Genomic DNA, 19130 nt, shown 5'->3' on the forward strand with positions numbered 1-19130 from the left:
AACATAGCAAATGAGGGCTAGACAATAATTTTAAATATAAGGATGTAATTAATTCATGAAAAAAGTTTTATCTATCGCTTTAGTAAGTACAACAGCTTTAACAGCACTTGCAGCAACATCACAAACTGCTCAAGCTGCAGTACAACTCGACAGTAACCATGTTCAAGTTGAAGCAGGAGACACATACAAGAGTATCGCTGCTAACTCAGGTGTAACAATCGCCGAACTAGAACAAGCAAACGGCCGTGAAGTTGGCGGATTTGACTTAATCTTCCCTGGTGAAACAGTTACATTGCCAGGTGCTACTACAACAACATCAACTACAGATGCTCAACAGACAGTAACACCACAAACTGATGTTCAACAAACAAGTAACCAAGAGACAACTACACAAACACAAAGTACTACACAAGAAAATACACAAACACAAGCAGTTACACAAAGTGCTTCTGAAACACAAACAACAAGCACAAATACAACTGGTACATCACAAGGTACATTCAAGATCAGTTTCTATGATCCAGCCGTATTAGGTTCAAACATGGGTTATAGCGGTGTTGCTGCTAACCTTTCAGTATTCCCTAAGGGTACAACACTTAAGATCACACTTTCTGACGGTACAGTATTGATCAGAACAGTTAATGATACAGGTACATTTGCATACAGTAACCCTAACCAATTAGACGTTGCTATGCCAAATAACCAAATTCCTTCATACGGTGTTACAACAGCATCAGTTGAAGTACTTTAAGAATAATTCTTAAATAAACAAATAAGTCGATGAATGAAAGTAATATTCCATTCACCGGCTTTTTTTGTTTATAACTATTTTGTTGGAGTTAATCCTTTAACGATAAACTCTGTGACGTGTTCTATTTCCAAAGGTTCGTCCCACTTCTTTTCGTCCACGATAATATAATGTTGGATCAAGTATCCTAAAATATTTGAGGCTAGGAATCGAAAAATCTCAAGATTGTCCCAATCAATCAATAAATTTTTTTGCTTTAACTCATCCAGAACCTGATTGAACTGTTTAAATGATTTTTTAGGAATACTTTCAATCAAACGGTCATGTATATCTTGATCGTAGATAAATTCGTTCAAGAATATCTTCATTATTTTATGGTTGTATTTAAAGAGTGAGATACGATCATTTATCATAGTTGTTAAAAAATATTTTAAATTAAGGCTGCCATTCTGATAAGTGGTTTGAGAAAATTGATCTAAATCCTGGGGTAGAATTTTATGGGTCAGGGGTGTCAGAATTGCCATCAATAATTCTTCTTTATTTTTAAACTTACGAAAAATGCTTCCTTCAGAAACTCCAGCATGCTCAGAAATTTCTTTAGTTGAAGTATTGGCATAGCCTTGCTTAGAAAATAAGTCGATAGCTGATTGGAAAATCAATTTTTGTTTTGGCGTTAGCTTTTCAGTTTTTTCTGCTTCACGATAAATATCAAATTGATTGTCCATATGTCATACCTCATTTTTTATTGATAGTTCCATTCTATCCTAAATGGAACACAAGAGGTAAAACTTCGAAATATTTTTAGGCATGTTTGATAGTAGTGCTGTTTCTGTAACCAAAGTAGAACTGAACAAGGGCAACGACAATATTTGCGTAATTCATAATATTGAACCAAGTATCGATACCACTAACTTTGGTGGCTCCGAAGTAAACCCAGAATCCAACGATAACGGCAACTACATTAATCCAAGCAAAAGTCTTTTGAAGTTTTTGATTATCAGTTACGAACCACATCCGAATTACATTGATAATGAACCAAATTGCTAGAATCCAAAACATTGTTGTAAACATAATATCCTCTCCTTTGTATGATAGTGAGTACTCACTATCAATTTACAAATTCGATTATAGTTCTTTCTTTTAAAAATGCAACAAAAAAATGTTTTAAAAAAAAGAATATAAAAATAACCCTGATTTATCAGGGTTATTTGGTATTTGGAATTGATTATTTGTTCAAACGAGTACCATTGATTGTCTCACGAATCTCTTTAAAGACATCAGTCGTTTGTTTGTCATCTTTCATAGCAGTCAAAACAAAGAGAGTATCAATCAAGGAGATTTGGGCAATAATAGCGTGCAAGGCCTCGTCTTGATAGTTTGTTTCTTCGGAAATCGATAGTAAGGTCAAATCAACAATTTTAGTCAAAGATGAATTGCCATAACTGGTGATTCCGATAGTTTTAATTTTCTTTTCGTGTAACTTTTGAGCTAATTTCAGGGCATCCTTATTCTCACCACTGTGTGAAATTATTACGGCACAGGTATCAGATCTCAAAGTAGTTGCCATCATTAATTGCATGTGAAAGTCATTAGCAAATAATGGAGTTTTATCTGATTTCAAGAATTTGTGGTAGCCATCTAAAGCAACGATAGCTGAAGCACCTAATCCGAAGAAAGCAATAGAGTTCTTACTGGCAATTATTTCGATAGCCAATTGTAATTGTTCTTGGGTCAGAGTATCAATCGTAGCATTTAAGGCTGACACATTAGATGTGAAAACTTTTTTCGCCATTTCTTTAAGGGTATCGTCAGAATTGATCTCTTGAAAGAGGTTATTAGATTCTTTCTTGTCTGTTGTTGATGTGAGCAGATTGATTTTTAATTCTTGGAAACTATTAAATCCTAATTTCTTTGCAAAACGAGAAATAGAAGAAATAGAAGAATTAGTCTTTTTAGCCAAATCGGTAATGGTTAGAGCCGAACTAGTTTGGGGATTTTCTAAAAGATAGTCAGCGATATCCTTTGAAGTCCCGGTTAAGTTGTCATAGTAGGATTTGATCAACATATTAAAATTATTTTGCATAGGCTTTACCTCACAATAATAAGATAGCACAATTTTATTTGTCTGAAAAGTTTTTTCTATAAAACTATTGATTTTTAAAAATAATTTTCATATACTATAGTCAATAAATGAAAGCGCTTTACAAAGGGAGACAATAAATATGAATTTAGCAATGATCGGTTTAGGAAAAATGGGAATCAATTTGTGTGAGAATTTAATCAGAAATGACAATCAAGTAGTTGCTTTTGATTTAAACGAAGTGGCTAGACAAAAAGCTAGTGATATGGGCGCTCAAAGTGTTGCTAGTTTGGAAGAGGCCGTTTTAGCTTTGAAGAAACCTCGTATTATGTGGGTCATGTTACCAGCTGGTAAGCCAACTAATGATACGATCGATAAATTAAGTCAACTTTTAGATAACGACGATATTGTGATTGATGGTGGTAATTCATTTTATGAAGATTCACTCAGACACAATCAAATTTTAAAGGCTAAAGGAATTAAATTCTTCGATTGTGGAACATCTGGTGGTAAAAGTGGTGCTAATCAAGATGGTAACTTCATGATTGGTGGCGATGACTATAAAACTTTCCAATATATTGAACCAATTTTCAAAGGTATTGCGATGAAAGATGGTTATCTCTACACAGGTAAAGCGGGTAGTGGACATTATCTCAAGATGGTTCACAACGGTATTGAATACGGAATGATGGAGGCTATCGCTGAAGGATTCGATGTGTTGGAACACAGTAAATTCGAATATGACAATGAAGCCGTCGCTAAAGTTTGGTCCAACGGATCAGTAATTCGTGGCTGGTTGATGGAATTAGCTCAAGATGCCTTTTCTAAAGATAATAATTTACAACATATCAAAGGCACAATGCATTCATCTGGTGAAGGTAAGTGGACTTTAGATGAAGCCTTGAAATTACAAGTACCAACACCTGTTATCGGAATGTCATTGATGATGAGATATCGTTCTATGGAAGATGATACTTTCACTGGCAAAGTTGTTTCAGCGTTACGAAATGAATTTGGTGGACATGCAATCGATAAGAATAAATAATTTTGAGTTTATGTAAGGAGTTTTAATTATGGAATACATGATTGGCGTTGATATTGGAACTACTAGTACAAAGAGTGTTCTCTATGATATGAAAGGAAAAGTCATTGCCCACGCTAACAGTGGTTATCAATTGTATCAAGATGTGCCCGATATGGCTGAAGAAGATCCAGAAGATATCTTTGATGCAGTAATTGAAGTATTGGGACAAGTTATTCGTAAAGGAAAAGTCCAAAAAGGTGAGCTAAAAGGGGTTTCCTTTTCATCAGCAATGCACAGCTTAATTCTTATGGATCAAGATGATCAACCATTGACTCGTGCGATTACTTGGGCCGACAACCGAGCAGCCAAATATAGTGAAGAATTGAAAGCAAACGGTATCGGAGCAGAGATTTACGCTAAAACTGGAACGCCAATTCATCCCATGGCACCATTATCAAAAATTTTATGGATCAAGAATGAAAAACCAGATTTATTTAAGAAAACTAAGAAATTCATTGACCTTAAAACATATATTTTCTTCAGATTATTTGGAACTTATAAAATGGAATATTCAATTGCTTCCGCGACTGGGATGTTCAATATTTTCAAATTGAAATGGGAACCACAAGCCTTGGATCTATTAGGCATTACTACAGATCAATTGCCAGAATTAGTTGAACCAACTGACACAATTACTGGTATTAACTCCAACTATGGTAAGGTTTTGGGAATTACGAAGGATGTACCATTCGTATTTGGTGCCAGTGATGGCGTATTATCAAATCTGGGTGTTAATGCGATTGATCCTGGAGTAGTAGCTGTGACAATTGGAACTAGTGGAGCAGTCAGAGTAGTGGTCGACAAACCAGTGGTTGATCCTAATGGGAGATTGTTCTGTTATGCCTTAACTAAAGACAAATGGGTCGTTGGTGGTCCGGTTAATAATGGTGGAATTGTTTTCCGCTGGGTCAAGGATCAACTCTTTGCGCCAGAAAAAATTACCGCTGAACAAATGCAAGTTTCAACTTATGATATTTTGACACAAATTGCTGAAAAGATTCCTGCTGGTTCTGATGGATTGTTGTTCCATCCTTATCTTGGTGGCGAGAGAGCTCCAATCTGGGATGCTTACGCTAGAGGATCATTCTTCGGTTTAACTAGAAAGCACACTAGAGCACATATGGTTAGAGCTGCTTTGGAAGGTATCGTTTATAATCTGTATATCGTTATGTTGACGATTGAAGGAGTTGCCGGAAAACCTAAGAGTATTCAAGCTACAGGTGGATTTGCCCGTTCAGCTCTATGGAGACAAATGTTGGCTGATATTTTTGAACAAGACGTTACAATTCCTGAAAGCTTTGAGAGTTCCTGTCTAGGTGCCGCAGTATTAGGAATGTATGCCTTAGGATATATTGATGATTTATCAGCTGTGAAAGATATGGTTGGTGTAACTGATGTTCACAAACCAAATGAAGAGAATTTCCAAGTTTATCGTGAATTGTTACCAATTTGGATCAGACTATCAAGAGTCTTGGAACCGGAGTACAAGAGTATTGCCGAATTTCAAAAGAAACATGTGAAATAAAAAAGTGCGTGTGAACGCGCTTTTCTTAATAGATTCACTGTAAGCGGTAACAAAGAGGAGGAGACTAATTATGGCTTTCTTAGTATTAATTTTAGGTGTAGCCCTATTACTATTTTTAATCATTAAATTAAAACTGAATACCTTTGTTTCATTGATCATTACTTCTATAGCTGTTGGGATTGGATTAGGAATTCCAATGACTAAAATTGCCACAAGTATTCAAGACGGAATTGGCGGACAATTGGGTGAATTGTCGATTGTTTTCGGTTTCGGTGCAATGCTAGGTCGACTGGTTGCTGACGCCGGTGGTGCCTATCGAATTTCGCATACTTTAATTGAAAAGTTTGGAAAAAAACGACTACAGTTAGCTATTGTTTTGGCATCATTCATCATCGGAATTGCCTTGTTCTTTGAAGTAGGGATGGTTCTTCTGATTCCAATCGTTTTCGCCATAGCTGTCGAAGCTGGAGTTTCCATTCTTTATTTAGGAATTCCGATGGCCGCCGCACTTTCTGTAACTCATGGTTTCCTACCACCACATCCAGCACCTACTGCAATTAGTGCTGTTTTGAATGCCAATGCTGGTCATGTTTTACTTTACGGAATAATTGTTGCCATACCAGCAGTTATTGTTGCCGGTCCAGTTTACACAAAATTTGCTAAAAAGATTGTACCTGATGCCTTTAACCGTAAAGGTAATTTAACTGCTTTGGGACCACAAAAGAAATTCAAGTTGGAAGATACTCCAGGATTTGGTATCAGTGTATTAACATCATTGTTCCCAGTCATTTTAATGGCAATTACCACAGTCTATCAATTGTTATTCAATGGCGGTTCCGTACCAAAGAATCCAACACTCTTAGATTCAATCATTGCTTTTATTGGAACACCAGCTATTACTATGACAATTTCATTATTAGTAGCGATGTACACTATGGGTTGGGCCAGAAGATTTAAGACCTCAGAAATTATGAAAAGTTTGGAAGATGCCGTTAAATCAATCGCCATGCTACTATTAGTAATCGGTGGTGGCGGTGCTTTCAAACAAGTTTTGATCGATGGTGGAGTCGGTGATGCCGTAATGAAACTGTTCACTGGAGTTAATATTTCTCCATTGATACTAGGTTGGCTGATAGCCGTTGTCTTGAGAGTAGCACTAGGGTCAGCAACCGTTGCTTCATTAACTGCTGCCGGATTAGTTTTACCATTGATGACTTCAGCCGGAGTAAATCCTGCTTTGATGGTGTTAGCTGTTGGAGCTGGTTCATTAGCCGCATCCCATGTTAATGATGCAGGTTTTTGGATGTTCAAAGAATACTTTGACTTAACAGTGAAGGAAACCTTGTTAACTTGGACTGTTTTGGAAAGCTTAATTTCCGTTGTTGGTATTGTTTGCGTTATGATTTTGAGTTTGTTTGTTTAAATGAAATACAAAAAAATCTGAGACTCGCGGTTGCATAGATTGAGTCCCAGATTTTTTCATTTGTGTTGGAATTTTTTATAAAGTACTCCCTCAGGAAGTGAAGTAACAATTAAAGTAAGTAAAACCGGATAAATAATGAAATAAAACATGTGAGGCAGAAGAGAATATACATTTTGCTGTATTATGACTGCCATGAAAATCGCTACTTCAAGTATGTAAATTCCTGGTGTTTTAAACTTTTTATGGATAGAACCTTCTTCGGGAACTGAAATAATAATCAGAATAATTAGGACTAAGCAAGTTACATAATAGGACATCGAGGATAGAATGGTATATTTACTTTGCTCTACAATAATGTCGATTAAAATCATGACTGCAAATAGGTACATTCCTTGTGATAGGTAATGCATTATCTTTTTCATCATACGGTGTTCTCCTTTCATCTCTTAAAGTGACTCCTGTACTCATCTTTTATTATGAAATCGTTTTCTTTATAATTAAAGAAAGGAGTTCTTTCGAAAGAGTTCCTTTCTAATCTTAGTTAGGGAAGGAAAAATTATGGGGATGTCTGAGAAATTGAAATATCAGAGAAAAAAGAATGGATTGTCACAAGGGGATGTTGCTAAGAAATTGAATATTACTAGACAAGCAATATCGCAATGGGAGAGGGGAGAAAGCCGTCCCGATTTAGAAAATTTGCATTTAATATCAGGTATTTATCATGTTGATTTATCTTATTTTTTTGATTAAGTATATAGAATAAAATTATGATTATTACAAAAGAAGGCACTTCTCATTTTGATTGGAGAAGGCCTTCTTTTTTGTTGTTCTTTCTAAATTGAGAGGGACTCATGTTAAATCTAATATAGAATTCTTTCCTAAATTGATGGTACGTAGAGAATCCACAATTATCGATGACCTGCATTATTTCTACATTAGTATTTTTTAGATAATCTTCGGCGTGTTTCATTCTTACATTGGTTAAATATGTATAAAATGTTAATCCAGTTTGTTTTTTGAAAAAATCGGAGAAATAGGCTGGAGATAAGTGAATATAATTTGATATTTCTCTTAATGTTATGGGTGTAGAGTAGTTACTTTCAATGTAACCTATGGCTTGCCCCATTCTTTTGTGATATTTAAAGTTTTTTGAAGCAGATTTAGAGGTCAGAGTTGTATAGAAGTTAGTAGTCAAAAGATAAAGCAGATCAAATAGGGATGATAATCCAGATAAATAAGCATTTGCTTTATGGTTTTTATTAAGAAAGAAATCCATTCTAACGATATCATCTTTTAATTGAGTTATTGCTGGATGTTGATTATTGATCATAAAGTGGTAAGTCGAAAAATTTGGAATGAAATTGATTAAAAAATCATAGGATATTTGTAATACATAATTTTGAATATGTGTTGAAGAACTCATTGTTGAATGAATATCATTGGAATTAATAATATAGACACTTCCTGGATTTAATTCGGTAACTGAATTATTATCAAATATTTTTACATTACCTTTTATTAGATAAATAATTTCAACGTCGTCGTGATAGTGAGGAACTATGTACGAATGATCGGTTGATTTGGGATGTTGATCACTCATGTATATCTTAAAAGGAATATTAGGTAAAAGATTAATTAGTTCATGTTGGACATTATCCCGATTTTCATTATTATTTTTTAGCATTTTACGATCTCCAAAATCAATTTAAAATCTTTAGTTAATTATAATTTTATAAAAATCGAAATATAAGTACAATATTTACCAAACTAATGGGCTAATTTATATTTGAATAGATGCTAGAATTATCAATTGTAAGCGATAACAATAACTTACAAAATCATTAGGCCTAATGATTAATTAGAAAAAGGGGCAAAAAGATGATAAAAAATAAACACAGTTTTTTATTTAAAGCCTCCATACTTGGGATATCTATTGATACAACGGCAGCGGGTGTTATTTCAGGAGCTATTCCCGTTATTAAAGATAGTTTTCCAGGAGTGGCTTCATCAGCTATTGAATCTATCACAACTTTACCTAGCTTGGCAATTTTAATATTTGTCGCCATTAGTCCTTTAGTAACAAAGAAAATTGGGTATAAGAATACAGCATCTTTAGGACTATTAATTTCATTTATTTCCGGAATTGCTCCGGCATTTATAAATAGTATCTATGGAATATTAGTTTGTCGGTTCTTATTTGGTGCCGGAATCGGATTATTAAACCCTCTATCATACAGTATAGTTTCTTACTTCTATGAGGGGGATGAACGTGCGCAGATGTTTGGTTTTATAGGTACTGTTTCAAATTTGGCAAGTACGTTGTTAACTATGTTAGCGGGAATATTACTTCAGATCAGTTGGAGATTTAGTTTCCTGACATATTTCATACTGTTAGTTGTCTTGCTACTAGTTATTGCTTTTCTACCTAAGATGAACATTCAACAAGAAAATAAAAAGATAAGTATAGTTAAAAGCTTAAAGAAATTAAACGGAAAAGTATTTGCATTTTGTGCAGCTATGTTTTTTATGCAGTTTATCTTTATGACATTAATGATTAAATTGTCATTGTTGATTACAGATGTCGGTTATGGAACAGCCACTTCAGCCAGTTTCATATTAAGTTTCACATCTTTAACTGGGATGTTTGTTGGGGTCTTATTTGGAAAAGTTCATCAGTTATTAGGTTCAAAAATGTTCCCGTTGTTCATCTTGATTCTTAGTGGAAGTAGTATTCTCATTACATTTTCGAAGAATCTATTATTCACAGGTGTTCTAGTAATTATTATGGCCGCATCATTCACATTTTTATCACCATATATGTTTTTAAGAATTTCAGAATTATGTCCTAAAGAGTTAACTAATTTTTCTAATTCGTTAGCTTTGGTATTCATCAATATCAGTGTTTTCTTGACACCTTATATTCAACAAATAATTGGTGATGTAATTGGAAATCAAACTCCAGCTGCTGCCATGATAACAAGTGGTGTTGTTGGATTAATAGTACTTATCGTTGTAATTTGGAATTCATTTGGTATGCAAAAGAATTCATTAAAAAATAAAGTAAATTAAAGGAGTAAATTAATTATGTATAATTCATTTCGTCCAGGACAAGTTTGGTTAGATACAGATGGTAACAGAATTCAAGCACATGGTGGTTCTGTTATGTATATAGATGGTACATATTATTGGTACGGTGAAAACAAAGAGAAGTCGGATGGTAAGAATGGAATTTGGCAATGGGGCGTTCGTTGTTACAGTTCTCAAGATTTATATAATTGGAAGAGTGAAGGAATTATTATTCCAGCTAATACTGATGATCCGGAATCACCATTCTATTACAAAAATCAAATGGATCGTCCACATATTATCTATAATAAGAAAACAAAGAAATATGTCTGCTGGGTCAAAGTAATGCATAAGGATGATACTCAAACAGAGACAGTTTTGACAGCTGATAGTATTCTTGGACCATATACAATTGTTAACGAAGATATTTCTCCATTAGGCATGAGTGCTGGTGACTTCGATTTGGCTGTCGCCCCAGATGGCAAAGGCTATTACTACTTTGAAAGAGTTCATTCAGAAACAATTTGTGCCGATTTGACCGATGATTACACTGATCTAACGGGTTATTACACAACTCACTTCCCACATCGTTTCCCACCATATGTACGTGAAGCTACAGCTCATTTCATTAGAAACTATAAACACTATTTATTGACTTCAGGTACTACCGGATACTTCCCAAGTCCTTCAGAAGTTGCTATTGCCGATACATGGCATGGTCCTTACACTGTTTTGGGTAATCCTAGTCCTCAAGACACAACAAAGACTTCATATTATTCTCAAGTAACTTCAGTCTTTAAGGTACAAGGAAAGAAAGATTTGTATATTGCTTGTCAAGATCGTTGGTTACCTAATGAAATGAATCGTAAATATGAAGATTATGCTAAAACATTTGAACAATTCTTCAATCCAGCAATGAAAGATACAAAACCTGATAATTTGGATGATGTAGTTGTTGCGAATACATCAATTGCAGATTATGTATGGTTACCAATTAGATTTGTTGGAGACAGACCATATATTGATTGGCATGATGAATGGTCTTTGGATGATTACGAATAAGCGATAAAAATATAGCAGTGATTTCACTATGGAATCACTGCCTTTTTTGGAGGTAGTTAAATGTCATTTAAGTTTCAGATTAATGAAAATATAAAATTTACACGTAATAAAGAATTTTTAGAAAAAGCGGAAGAGAGTAAATCAATTTTAAATTACGAAAAATATAAACCAGTTCGTTGTATTGAAGTGAATTCTTCTACAGAAATAAAAAACACTCAAATTAAAGATTTGCATAGTAAGCAATTTGGACGGGATGACAGTATTATTTTAGATTTTGGTGAACATCACGTTGGCAAATTTTCTATTGATATTAATAGAGTTGGATCAATGATGGATGCGCCTTTGACGATAAAGTTTCAATTTGCGGAAATTTCTAATGAACTTTTGAGTAATCCTGATGAATATGACGGCTGGTTATCTCGCTCATGGATACCAATAGAAACTTTGCATATTGATGAGTTACCTTGTAAGTTACATTTACCAAGAAGATATAGTTTCAGGTATGTAAAAATTACTGTAATAGATACTTCACCAAAATGGAAGATAGAATTAAATAATCCGATTGTTGAAGCACAGAGTGCAATTTTGAATAGAGAACTATCAAATATAGAATTGTCGGGAAGTACTCAATCATTACAAAATATTGAAAAAGTTAGTCTAAAAACCTTGGCAGAGTGTATGCAAGATGTATTTGAAGATGGACCTAAACGGGATCAAAGATTGTGGCTTGGAGATTTGCACTTGCAAGCATTAGTGAATTATTCAACTTTTAAGAAGAACTCATTGGTCAAAAGATGTTTGTACTTATTTGCAGGAATGACGACCGAAGATGGGAAAGTTAGTGCAAATATTTTTACTAGTAAGGATGAGGTGCCAGATGACACCTTTTTGCTAGATTATAGTTTGTTTTTTGTAAGTACGTTAAAGGATTACTTGGAAAATACTCAGGATCAAGAAACTGTCAGGGAACTTTATCCGACAGCTAAGAAACAAATTGATCTAGCACTCGCATGTGTTAATGGGGATGGAAAATTAATAATTCCAAATGAGTGGCCTTCATTTATTGATTGGGGAGATGGTTTTGACAAAATTACCGCCACTCAGGGTGTACTTATCTATGTGTTAAAAGATTTTCTGGAATTGAGTAAGGGTTTGATAATTGAAGTTGATGATGAATATAATAAAAAATTGCAACTCTTATCTGATTATTCACGAAAGAAATTGTATGACTCTTCTAGACAATTGTTTATTTCAGGTGAGAATGCAGAGTTAAATATTTATAGCCAAGTATGGATGATTCTAGCAGGAGTATTTCCTGAAAATATTGAAAAATCAATCATGCTTGCTACGTATAAAAGATTCTTTCCTATTAAAAATATTGAAACTCCGTATATGTATCATTATGTTGTAACGGCATTATTGAAGGTTAATATGAGAACAGAAGCCATTGATTTAATAAACAATTATTGGGGGTCTATGATCAGTAATGGTGCTGATACTTTTTGGGAGGCATACAAACCTGATGAGCCAAACTTTTCTCCGTATGGAAGTCCTTTAGTTAATAGTTATTGTCATGCTTGGTCTTGTACTCCGGTTTATTTAATTAATGAATATAATCTTTGAGTGAAAATTTAAACGTTTTCTTTAAAAAAATGAAAATTATAATTTTTCTAATAACCCCTCTAGATTAAACCAGACTTTAATTCTATACTGGTTTTATATAAGGGAGGGAACGAAATGAAAAATCCAAGTTCCGATTGTACTGAAATTCTAGTTGGTAAAGCCGCTAGTATGGATGGTTCCACTATAGTTGCCCGTAATGAGGACGGCTATGGCCCAATTAATCCGATCAAATTTGTCGCACATGCTGCTAAAGATCAAGAAGATGCATTTTATATTTCTAAAACGACAGGTGTAAAAGTTCCGCTACCTAATCATGCTTATCGCTACACAGCAACTCCACAAGCTGATCAAAGCGATGGTCAATATGAAGAAGCTGGTATCAATGAATTGAATGTTGGTATGAGTTCAACTGAAACAACTGCTACTAATGCCCGTGTTTTGGGCTATGATCCATTAGTTCATAATGGTGTCGATGAAGAAGCTATGTTAACTTTGGTATTGCCTTATGTAAAGACTGCTAAAGAAGGTGTTCTTCGTTTAGGTGAACTACTTGAAGAATATGGTACTGGAGAATCAAACAGTATTGCCTTTAATGATAAAAATGAAGTTTGGCTTTTAGAAACAGCCGGTGGACATCACTGGGCTGCTATGCGTTTGCCAGACGATGCTTATGCTATTGTTCCTAACCAAACTGTTATGGAAGAGGTTGACGTTAGCGACCCTGAGAATTATTTGATTGCGACTGATTTAATTGATTTTGTTGAAAAACATCATTTGAATCCAAATCCTGACCATTTTAATTTCCGTGAAATCTTTGGAACACAAAGTGAAGCTGATGCATACTACAACACTCCACGTACATGGTATGGTCAAAAATTATTCAATCCTGAAATTGAACAAGAACCTACATCTCAAAAGATGCCTATGGTTAGAAAACCAAGTAAGAAGATTGCAATTGAAGATGTAGAATATTTCCTATCATCACACTATAACGGTACTAAGTACGATCCATTTGGTACTTTTGCTTCTGGTACAGCAAATGAACAACGTCAGTTCCGTTCTATCGCGATGGATCGTAATCAAGCATCATCAATTCTTCAAATTAGAAATGATGTTGATGATAATCATGCTGCTATCCAATGGTTAGCATTAGGATTCTTCGCATATAGTCCATATGTTCCATTCTATACAAACATTACAGATACACCTGAGGACTATAAGAATACGACAAATGAAGTCTCAGTTGATAACATGTACTGGCTAGAAAAAACTTTGTCCGTTATGATCGAACCTCACTATCATGAATATTCAGATATGGTTCACGCATATTTGGATGCTTGTCAATCATATGCTCGTCAAAGAATTGAAGTTACTGATGAAGTGATTGATGGTTTCAACAATGACGTCTCACAATTCTTAACTTCAAGCAATATGAAGACTGCTGCTGAAGTTACAAAACGTACACATCAACTATTCAATGATTTAGTTAAAAAAGGTTTGATGCTATCCAAGACAACTTGGGAAAAAGGTCAAAACTTATAGTATTTATAGATTGATAAATTAAAACCGATCTCAATAGAGGTTGGTTTTTTTGTTGACTAAAATTGGATTTGATTTAAACTTTGATAATAAATCAAATTGGTGATATTCATGAAAAAAAGAAATTTATTAATAAGCCTGTGCATAATTATTTTTGGCCTTGTAACGGTGGAATCATATTCACAGCAAGAAGTTTTAGCTGTCACAAATAATCAAAGTCAAAAGCGGCAGGTGCCTACGCTATTTTTTCATGGCTTTGGAGGCACTGTTCATTCGATGGACTATTTAATCGATCAATCTCAAGCTGATGGTTATGCTACAAGAACCTTAACTATTTTTGTTTCTCCCAAAGGAAAGTTGAGCTTTGATGGAGGGTGGCCTAAATCGGCTAAGAATCCTGAAATTCAAGTTTTGTTTGGTAATAATCACGAATCTGATTATCATCAGACTGCTAAATGGATCGATTCAATTGTGAAAATGTTACATCATAAGTATGGCGTTACAAAATTCAATGCGGTAGCTCATTCTTGGGGTAATAACGCCGTTATGTATTATCTTGAAAAATACAGTGATGATAAGAATCAGCCTCAAATTGATTCACTCGTTAATATTGCAGCTCCAATGCAAGTCTTAAATCATAATATTTATCGTCGTAATGAGTGGCGTTATTCACCGCAACTAACGAAGGATTTTAGATCCTATACTGCTCCCGATTCGGTGATTCATAAATTACATATTCGTGAATTGAATATCATGGGGCAATTATCGATGAAAGATCACTTTGATAAGGCGGTCCCAGTGTCTTCAGCTAAGTCATTAAGAAGAGTCTTTAAAGGTCCGCATCAAACATATGAGGCACGTATTTTCACTGGTCGTAGAGCCGAACATAGCGCTTTAACGAGAAGAAATCCACGTGTACTGCATGATATTGAAAGTTTTCTTTGGGAAAGAAATAAGTAATCAAAATTACATAACAAATTCATTAATTCGTCACATTTCTTTTGTAAAGTTCTTGTTATCGAAACTTAATTAGAAATGATAGGTGACAGGATGAATTTCTTAATAATGGTAGTAATTTTTATAGCAGGGCTGTGTTTAATAATGTCGGGCAGTCATATGAAAAGTAATATTATCTCTAAACTGTTTTATTTCGTTGGCACATTTAGTGTTCTCTTAGCAATGTATATTGCCTGGCCAAAATAAAAAGCATGTTCGTAATTTGAACATGCTTTTTTGTCTTATTCAATTGAAATTAGTTGTACATTATTAACAAAATCAGATTGCTTCAGTTTATCAAGCAAGTCATCAATCGTACCATTTAAATGACCTATGTCTAAAGAAATCACGACAGTGGCAATATTATGGATAGGAATATTTTGGTTGATAGTTAGAATACTGGCATTAGATTCGGAAATGTCCACCAGTACTTTAGATAGAATTCCCTGTTCATGATGCAACATCATTGAAATGACGGCTTTACGATCGTTCATTTCTTCATCAGGTAGAAAGACTAGATCCTTATATTTATAGTAAGTACCACGACTGATACCGACTTCCTTTACGGCCTCACTGACATTGTGGACTTTTCTCGTTTCAAGCAGATTACGTGCTTTAATTACTCTATCGAAGGATTCAGGAAGAATAGAACTGTCGACAATATAGTATTTTTCCATTGCTAATCTCCTTAATTGTGCTTCTTATCTCTTAAATTATATCATTCAACGAAATTCATTTTAGCAAAATTTCAAAAATAAGTTGTTCAACTGTATAAGTCCGCTAATCTTTGCTATTCTAAAGTTGATTGGAGATGTTAATTTGAAAACGTTAATAATTGTTTCTCATCCGGAAATAAATAACTCGCAAACACAGCAATTCTTGATGCAAGGAGCAAAGTTATTTGATGTTACATGGCACCATGTTGAAGGATTGAAAAAAATTGATGTCGATAATGAACAGAAATTGTTAAGAGATGCCGACAGAATTATTTTTCAATTTCCGCTTTATTGGTATGCTGCCCCAGCTGGTTTAAAAGATTGGGAAGATAAGGTTTTGACTCGTAATTTTATTTACGGTGATGGTAATGACAATCTACGCGATAAGGAATTTGGAATCGTTGTTAGTACTGGTATGCCACTTAAAGAATTTAGACGGGGTGGAACGGAAAATATTACAATTGATCAAATTATGGCACCGTTACGTGCTATTGCTGATCGTGCTAAAATGCAAAATTTACCAGTTTTTGTTATTTCGCAATTTCAATATTTAAAAGAAGAACAACAAATGCAAATATTGATTGATTATCAACGATATCTAACTCAGAAGTATCCTGATACATTAGATAATCGTCAAGAATGGTTTGAACAGGAGTTTGCTGATCGATTGAAGACTTTCGATGAAACAAATTGTACTGAGTGTGAAACAATTTTGAATACATTTATTCAACAAAAAGAAGATTTAAGCCAATTAAAGAGCACCATTAGTCTGATCAAGCAAGGGGAGGACGAATAATCATGGCAGAAGATACCGGAATTTGGTTGAGTAAGGAACTTTCCAAATTAGTAGATAAACAGAAGGCCTATGAAAATCGCGCCTTTTTAGTAGCTATGAAAAAAGTTGTCAAAGAGCAAAATGATCGTATGAAATTATTACAGGGTGAAGTAGATGGTCGTCTATGGAATCATGAACAGTGGTAAAAACTAGCGTCTAATAGGATTTGTTATACATATTCACGTGTGTGACGAGTTTATTGGATGCTTTTTTAAACTTTATATTTGTTATCTTGTTATTTATATAGTAACATGTAGTAGAAAGTTGAAGGTGATAGAGATGAAATATATTATAACTGGTGCTACAGGTCATTTAGGTAATCATATTTTTAATGAATTAATCAAATTAGTTCCTAGTTCCTCAATAACAGCTGGAGTTCATACGGTTTCTAAAGCCAGCAAGCTAGCTCAAGCGGGTTCTGAAGTTGTCAGTATCGACTTCTTTAATGAAGATAGTTTGATTAAAGCCTTTCAAGATAAGGATGTTTTAATTTATGTTCCAAGTAAAAGTCACGATAGTTACAGTCGAATAACAGAATTGGAAAATGTTTTGCAAGCAGCTAAAAAGGCTTCAGTTGGTCATATTTTGGCAATGGGCTTTATTGCTGATCAAGTTAATAATCCATTTGATTTATCAGCATTCTATGGCTATTTGCCAAGAAGATTAGCTGAATCAGAAATTCCTTATACGATTATCAGAAACGGACTTTATGCAGATCCTTTAGTTCCATATTTACCAGAATTAATTGAACGCCATAACGTTATCTATCCTATGAAGGATCAAGCTTTGTCCTTTATTAGCCTAGATGACAGTTCTAAAGCCTTTGCTAAAGTGGCTGCTACAAAGTCGTTATTGAAAAATGGTCGTATTTATACTTTGACACAATCAAGAAATTATACGATGCCTCAATTAGCTGAAGTATTGTCTGAAGTTGCAGATAGTGAAATAGGTTATCAGCCAGTAAGTCTGGATGAATTTGGAGCTATGTATAATGAGGGCAACGAAGGTCATATGTTGTCTTCAATGTATAAAGCCGGTGGTATGGGTCTTCTTGATGAAATCAGTTCAGACTATCAAGAAATCATGGGACATCCTGCTACTGATTTGAAGAAATTTTTACAAGCAAATTATCAAAATGATTAAATAATATTCTTATTTTAAATAAAATTTTGTCACTTGGCATGGAATTGTTGTAACATAATCAACATACTGTGAGGAGTGATAGCATCAAAAATTCAATACAAACGAGGGTAATCGGACTAGTGAGTGGTCTGATCCTGAATGCTTTTGGTAATGGTTTGTGCATAACTGCTGATATGGGAAGTGGATTATGGACAGCCGCTGCTGTTAATTTAAATAAATGGTTTTCTTGGAATACCGGGTTAATTTTATTTGCTTTCGGTGTCATTAATGCGATAACTAATCAATTTTTAATTAAAAAATTCGATGGTAAGAGATTGGTTGGACAAATCTTATACGTTCTGTTTTTCAGTTATTTCGTTAATGTGTTTACCGATTTACTGACCTATGCAGGTGTTCCCAATTTACCGATTGTCGTCAGAACAATCTTATCTTGTTTAGGAGTCGTTTGTTTCTGTGTCGCCATTTCACTATATCAGAGAGCTAACATCGTAATGCATCCCAATGATGATACGACAAATATTCTCAGATTCTTCTATTTGAATGGCAATTCAACTAAGGCACAGATTATCGACTTTCTACCACCAATTATTATTATCTTAATTGCTGCGGTTGGTATTCATAATGTCTATTCAGTTAATATTGGGACATTGTTCTCATTTATCTTTAATGGGATTTTGATTGCCTCAGCTGATAAGCTTATCTGGCCACAATTGAAACATAATTTCAAAACACAAACTGATTAATATCTTAAAATTTTGGTTTTGACTGAAATTTTTTACTATAAGTCGTATAATAGAAATACAAGATATAGAAAACGCTTACACAAAGCGATATCTTGCGAGAGATTTTAATAATTAATTAGGTGGTGCGTATTGATGAAATTAAATGACAATACAGAGGCAAAGAGAATTCTATCGGAGCTATATACCGATATTAATAATAATAAAGAAATCGATAAAAACGACTATAGTAAAGATTTTGTTTTGAAAACATATAATTTGTTAGATAAGAATTATTCAGAAACATACTTATTTGGTCGTTTGCGAGATGATCGTCAGGTTCAAAGCGTTTTGAAACATATGGATAATGGTTCAGAATATCAAGAAAGTATTGATCAACTTTCTCGTAATTTAGGTTATGCGGTCAATTAGATACAAAAAATGGGCTCTTTGTCAAATCGTATTGATGAATAGTTTTTGTATAGAAGGCAACCTCATGTAGGTTGTCTTTTTTTATGCGCAAATGAGTCTTATTCTCTTAAGAAAATGGTCAAGATTTCTGAAGCCATAA

The 19130-nt window shown here is 34.1% G+C and carries 21 protein-coding genes; 15 read left to right on the top strand and 6 right to left on the bottom strand.

The features are described from left to right. Positions 1 to 55 precede the first annotated feature (55 nt). Positions 56 to 751 (top strand): LysM peptidoglycan-binding domain-containing protein, encoded by a 696-nt coding sequence (locus LKACC16343_RS11660; protein ID WP_056951867.1) that lies wholly within the window; start codon positions 56 to 58, stop codon positions 749 to 751. A 74-nt stretch (positions 752 to 825) separates the two neighbouring features. Here LKACC16343_RS11660 and LKACC16343_RS11665 read toward each other — a convergent pair whose 3' ends face one another. The 3 genes from LKACC16343_RS11665 to LKACC16343_RS11675 form a co-directional block, all read right to left on the bottom strand. Continuing rightward, positions 826 to 1473, bottom strand: a complete 648-nt coding sequence (locus tag LKACC16343_RS11665; RefSeq protein ID WP_056951870.1) for a TetR/AcrR family transcriptional regulator — start codon at positions 1471 to 1473, stop codon at positions 826 to 828. 76 nt (positions 1474 to 1549) lie between these two features. After that, a complete protein-coding gene (locus tag LKACC16343_RS11670; protein WP_056951872.1) occupies positions 1550 to 1819 on the bottom strand; it encodes a hypothetical protein in 270 nt (89 codons plus the stop codon). 154 nt (positions 1820 to 1973) lie between these two features. Further along, a complete protein-coding gene (locus LKACC16343_RS11675) occupies positions 1974 to 2831 on the bottom strand; it encodes a MurR/RpiR family transcriptional regulator (protein WP_056951874.1) in 858 nt (285 codons plus the stop codon). 139 nt (positions 2832 to 2970) lie between these two features. Here LKACC16343_RS11675 and gnd point away from each other — a divergent pair, with 139 nt between their 5' ends. The 3 genes from gnd (at position 2971) to LKACC16343_RS11690 (ending at position 6860) form a co-directional block, all read left to right on the top strand. After that, a complete protein-coding gene (gnd, locus tag LKACC16343_RS11680) occupies positions 2971 to 3873 on the top strand; it encodes a phosphogluconate dehydrogenase (NAD(+)-dependent, decarboxylating) (protein WP_056951876.1) in 903 nt (300 codons plus the stop codon). Between the two features lie 28 nt (positions 3874 to 3901). Then, positions 3902 to 5437, top strand: a complete 1536-nt coding sequence (gntK, locus tag LKACC16343_RS11685) for a gluconokinase (protein WP_056951878.1) — start codon at positions 3902 to 3904, stop codon at positions 5435 to 5437. Between the two features lie 70 nt (positions 5438 to 5507). Continuing rightward, a complete protein-coding gene (locus tag LKACC16343_RS11690) occupies positions 5508 to 6860 on the top strand; it encodes a gluconate:H+ symporter (protein WP_056951883.1) in 1353 nt (450 codons plus the stop codon). Between the two features lie 56 nt (positions 6861 to 6916). Here LKACC16343_RS11690 and LKACC16343_RS11695 read toward each other — a convergent pair whose 3' ends face one another. After that, the gene (locus LKACC16343_RS11695; protein WP_056951885.1) at positions 6917 to 7285 is read right to left on the bottom strand and encodes a hypothetical protein; all 369 of its coding nucleotides are present in this window, start codon (positions 7283 to 7285) and stop codon (positions 6917 to 6919) included. 133 nt (positions 7286 to 7418) lie between these two features. Here LKACC16343_RS11695 and LKACC16343_RS11700 point away from each other — a divergent pair, with 133 nt between their 5' ends. Further along, a complete protein-coding gene (locus LKACC16343_RS11700) occupies positions 7419 to 7610 on the top strand; it encodes a helix-turn-helix domain-containing protein (protein WP_056951887.1) in 192 nt (63 codons plus the stop codon). Positions 7611 to 7653: 43 nt separating this feature from the next. Here LKACC16343_RS11700 and LKACC16343_RS11705 read toward each other — a convergent pair whose 3' ends face one another. Beyond that, entirely contained in the window at positions 7654 to 8544 is an 891-nt protein-coding gene (locus tag LKACC16343_RS11705) for a helix-turn-helix domain-containing protein (RefSeq protein ID WP_056951889.1), read from the bottom strand. Between the two features lie 194 nt (positions 8545 to 8738). Between LKACC16343_RS11705 and LKACC16343_RS11710 the strand changes: the two genes are divergently transcribed. The 5 genes from LKACC16343_RS11710 to LKACC16343_RS11730 all read left to right on the top strand — a co-directional run bounded on the left by LKACC16343_RS11710 (position 8739) and on the right by LKACC16343_RS11730 (position 15110). Next, entirely contained in the window at positions 8739 to 9929 is a 1191-nt protein-coding gene (locus LKACC16343_RS11710) for an MFS transporter (RefSeq protein ID WP_056951891.1), read from the top strand. 15 nt (positions 9930 to 9944) lie between these two features. Continuing rightward, positions 9945 to 10988, top strand: coding sequence for a family 43 glycosylhydrolase (locus LKACC16343_RS11715; protein WP_179207692.1), 1044 nt, complete (start codon positions 9945 to 9947; stop codon positions 10986 to 10988). Between the two features lie 60 nt (positions 10989 to 11048). Next, complete coding sequence (locus tag LKACC16343_RS11720; RefSeq protein ID WP_056951895.1) at positions 11049 to 12611, top strand: alpha-L-rhamnosidase-related protein; 1563 nt, start codon at positions 11049 to 11051, stop codon at positions 12609 to 12611. A gap of 114 nt (positions 12612 to 12725) precedes the next feature. After that, on the top strand, positions 12726 to 14153 hold the full coding sequence (locus tag LKACC16343_RS11725; RefSeq protein ID WP_056951896.1) for a C69 family dipeptidase: 1428 nt from the start codon (positions 12726 to 12728) through the stop codon (positions 14151 to 14153). 108 nt (positions 14154 to 14261) lie between these two features. Next, a complete protein-coding gene (locus LKACC16343_RS11730; protein WP_082604507.1) occupies positions 14262 to 15110 on the top strand; it encodes an alpha/beta fold hydrolase in 849 nt (282 codons plus the stop codon). Between the two features lie 278 nt (positions 15111 to 15388). On the opposite strand, the gene LKACC16343_RS11735 is transcribed toward LKACC16343_RS11730, so the two are convergent. Beyond that, the gene (locus LKACC16343_RS11735) at positions 15389 to 15823 is read right to left on the bottom strand and encodes an ACT domain-containing protein (RefSeq protein ID WP_054643742.1); all 435 of its coding nucleotides are present in this window, start codon (positions 15821 to 15823) and stop codon (positions 15389 to 15391) included. A 142-nt stretch (positions 15824 to 15965) separates the two neighbouring features. Between LKACC16343_RS11735 and LKACC16343_RS11740 the strand changes: the two genes are divergently transcribed. The 5 genes from LKACC16343_RS11740 to LKACC16343_RS11760 all read left to right on the top strand — a co-directional run bounded on the left by LKACC16343_RS11740 (position 15966) and on the right by LKACC16343_RS11760 (position 18991). Next, on the top strand, positions 15966 to 16658 hold the full coding sequence (locus tag LKACC16343_RS11740; RefSeq protein WP_056951900.1) for an NAD(P)H-dependent oxidoreductase: 693 nt from the start codon (positions 15966 to 15968) through the stop codon (positions 16656 to 16658). A gap of 2 nt (positions 16659 to 16660) precedes the next feature. Continuing rightward, complete coding sequence (locus LKACC16343_RS11745) at positions 16661 to 16843, top strand: hypothetical protein (protein ID WP_056951902.1); 183 nt, start codon at positions 16661 to 16663, stop codon at positions 16841 to 16843. A 133-nt stretch (positions 16844 to 16976) separates the two neighbouring features. Further along, on the top strand, positions 16977 to 17840 hold the full coding sequence (locus tag LKACC16343_RS11750; protein ID WP_056951904.1) for an SDR family oxidoreductase: 864 nt from the start codon (positions 16977 to 16979) through the stop codon (positions 17838 to 17840). A 110-nt stretch (positions 17841 to 17950) separates the two neighbouring features. Further along, positions 17951 to 18583, top strand: a complete 633-nt coding sequence (locus tag LKACC16343_RS11755; protein WP_476728488.1) for a DUF6198 family protein — start codon at positions 17951 to 17953, stop codon at positions 18581 to 18583. A gap of 132 nt (positions 18584 to 18715) precedes the next feature. After that, positions 18716 to 18991, top strand: coding sequence for a hypothetical protein (locus tag LKACC16343_RS11760; RefSeq protein WP_025086376.1), 276 nt, complete (start codon positions 18716 to 18718; stop codon positions 18989 to 18991). Positions 18992 to 19130 lie beyond the last annotated feature (139 nt).

The organism is Companilactobacillus bobalius, assembly GCF_002179915.1.
GTDB lineage: Bacteria > Bacillota > Bacilli > Lactobacillales > Lactobacillaceae > Companilactobacillus > Companilactobacillus bobalius.

What these genes read in the sequence shown, in the direction of transcription:
- LKACC16343_RS11660 (WP_056951867.1), top strand. Translation starts at nt 56, where the DNA reads ATGAAAAAAGTTTTATCTATCGCTTTAGTAAGTACAACAGCTTTAACA.
- LKACC16343_RS11665 (WP_056951870.1), bottom strand. Translation starts at nt 1,473, where the DNA reads ATGGACAATCAATTTGATATTTATCGTGAAGCAGAAAAAACTGAAAAG.
- LKACC16343_RS11670 (WP_056951872.1), bottom strand. Translation starts at nt 1,819, where the DNA reads ATGTTTACAACAATGTTTTGGATTCTAGCAATTTGGTTCATTATCAAT.
- LKACC16343_RS11675 (WP_056951874.1), bottom strand. Translation starts at nt 2,831, where the DNA reads ATGCAAAATAATTTTAATATGTTGATCAAATCCTACTATGACAACTTA.
- gnd (WP_056951876.1), top strand. Translation starts at nt 2,971, where the DNA reads ATGAATTTAGCAATGATCGGTTTAGGAAAAATGGGAATCAATTTGTGT.
- gntK (WP_056951878.1), top strand. Translation starts at nt 3,902, where the DNA reads ATGGAATACATGATTGGCGTTGATATTGGAACTACTAGTACAAAGAGT.
- LKACC16343_RS11690 (WP_056951883.1), top strand. Translation starts at nt 5,508, where the DNA reads ATGGCTTTCTTAGTATTAATTTTAGGTGTAGCCCTATTACTATTTTTA.
- LKACC16343_RS11695 (WP_056951885.1), bottom strand. Translation starts at nt 7,285, where the DNA reads ATGATGAAAAAGATAATGCATTACCTATCACAAGGAATGTACCTATTT.
- LKACC16343_RS11700 (WP_056951887.1), top strand. Translation starts at nt 7,419, where the DNA reads ATGGGGATGTCTGAGAAATTGAAATATCAGAGAAAAAAGAATGGATTG.
- LKACC16343_RS11705 (WP_056951889.1), bottom strand. Translation starts at nt 8,544, where the DNA reads ATGCTAAAAAATAATAATGAAAATCGGGATAATGTCCAACATGAACTA.
- LKACC16343_RS11710 (WP_056951891.1), top strand. Translation starts at nt 8,739, where the DNA reads ATGATAAAAAATAAACACAGTTTTTTATTTAAAGCCTCCATACTTGGG.
- LKACC16343_RS11715 (WP_179207692.1), top strand. Translation starts at nt 9,945, where the DNA reads ATGTATAATTCATTTCGTCCAGGACAAGTTTGGTTAGATACAGATGGT.
- LKACC16343_RS11720 (WP_056951895.1), top strand. Translation starts at nt 11,049, where the DNA reads ATGTCATTTAAGTTTCAGATTAATGAAAATATAAAATTTACACGTAAT.
- LKACC16343_RS11725 (WP_056951896.1), top strand. Translation starts at nt 12,726, where the DNA reads ATGAAAAATCCAAGTTCCGATTGTACTGAAATTCTAGTTGGTAAAGCC.
- LKACC16343_RS11730 (WP_082604507.1), top strand. Translation starts at nt 14,262, where the DNA reads ATGAAAAAAAGAAATTTATTAATAAGCCTGTGCATAATTATTTTTGGC.
- LKACC16343_RS11735 (WP_054643742.1), bottom strand. Translation starts at nt 15,823, where the DNA reads ATGGAAAAATACTATATTGTCGACAGTTCTATTCTTCCTGAATCCTTC.
- LKACC16343_RS11745 (WP_056951902.1), top strand. Translation starts at nt 16,661, where the DNA reads ATGGCAGAAGATACCGGAATTTGGTTGAGTAAGGAACTTTCCAAATTA.
- LKACC16343_RS11750 (WP_056951904.1), top strand. Translation starts at nt 16,977, where the DNA reads ATGAAATATATTATAACTGGTGCTACAGGTCATTTAGGTAATCATATT.
- LKACC16343_RS11760 (WP_025086376.1), top strand. Translation starts at nt 18,716, where the DNA reads ATGAAATTAAATGACAATACAGAGGCAAAGAGAATTCTATCGGAGCTA.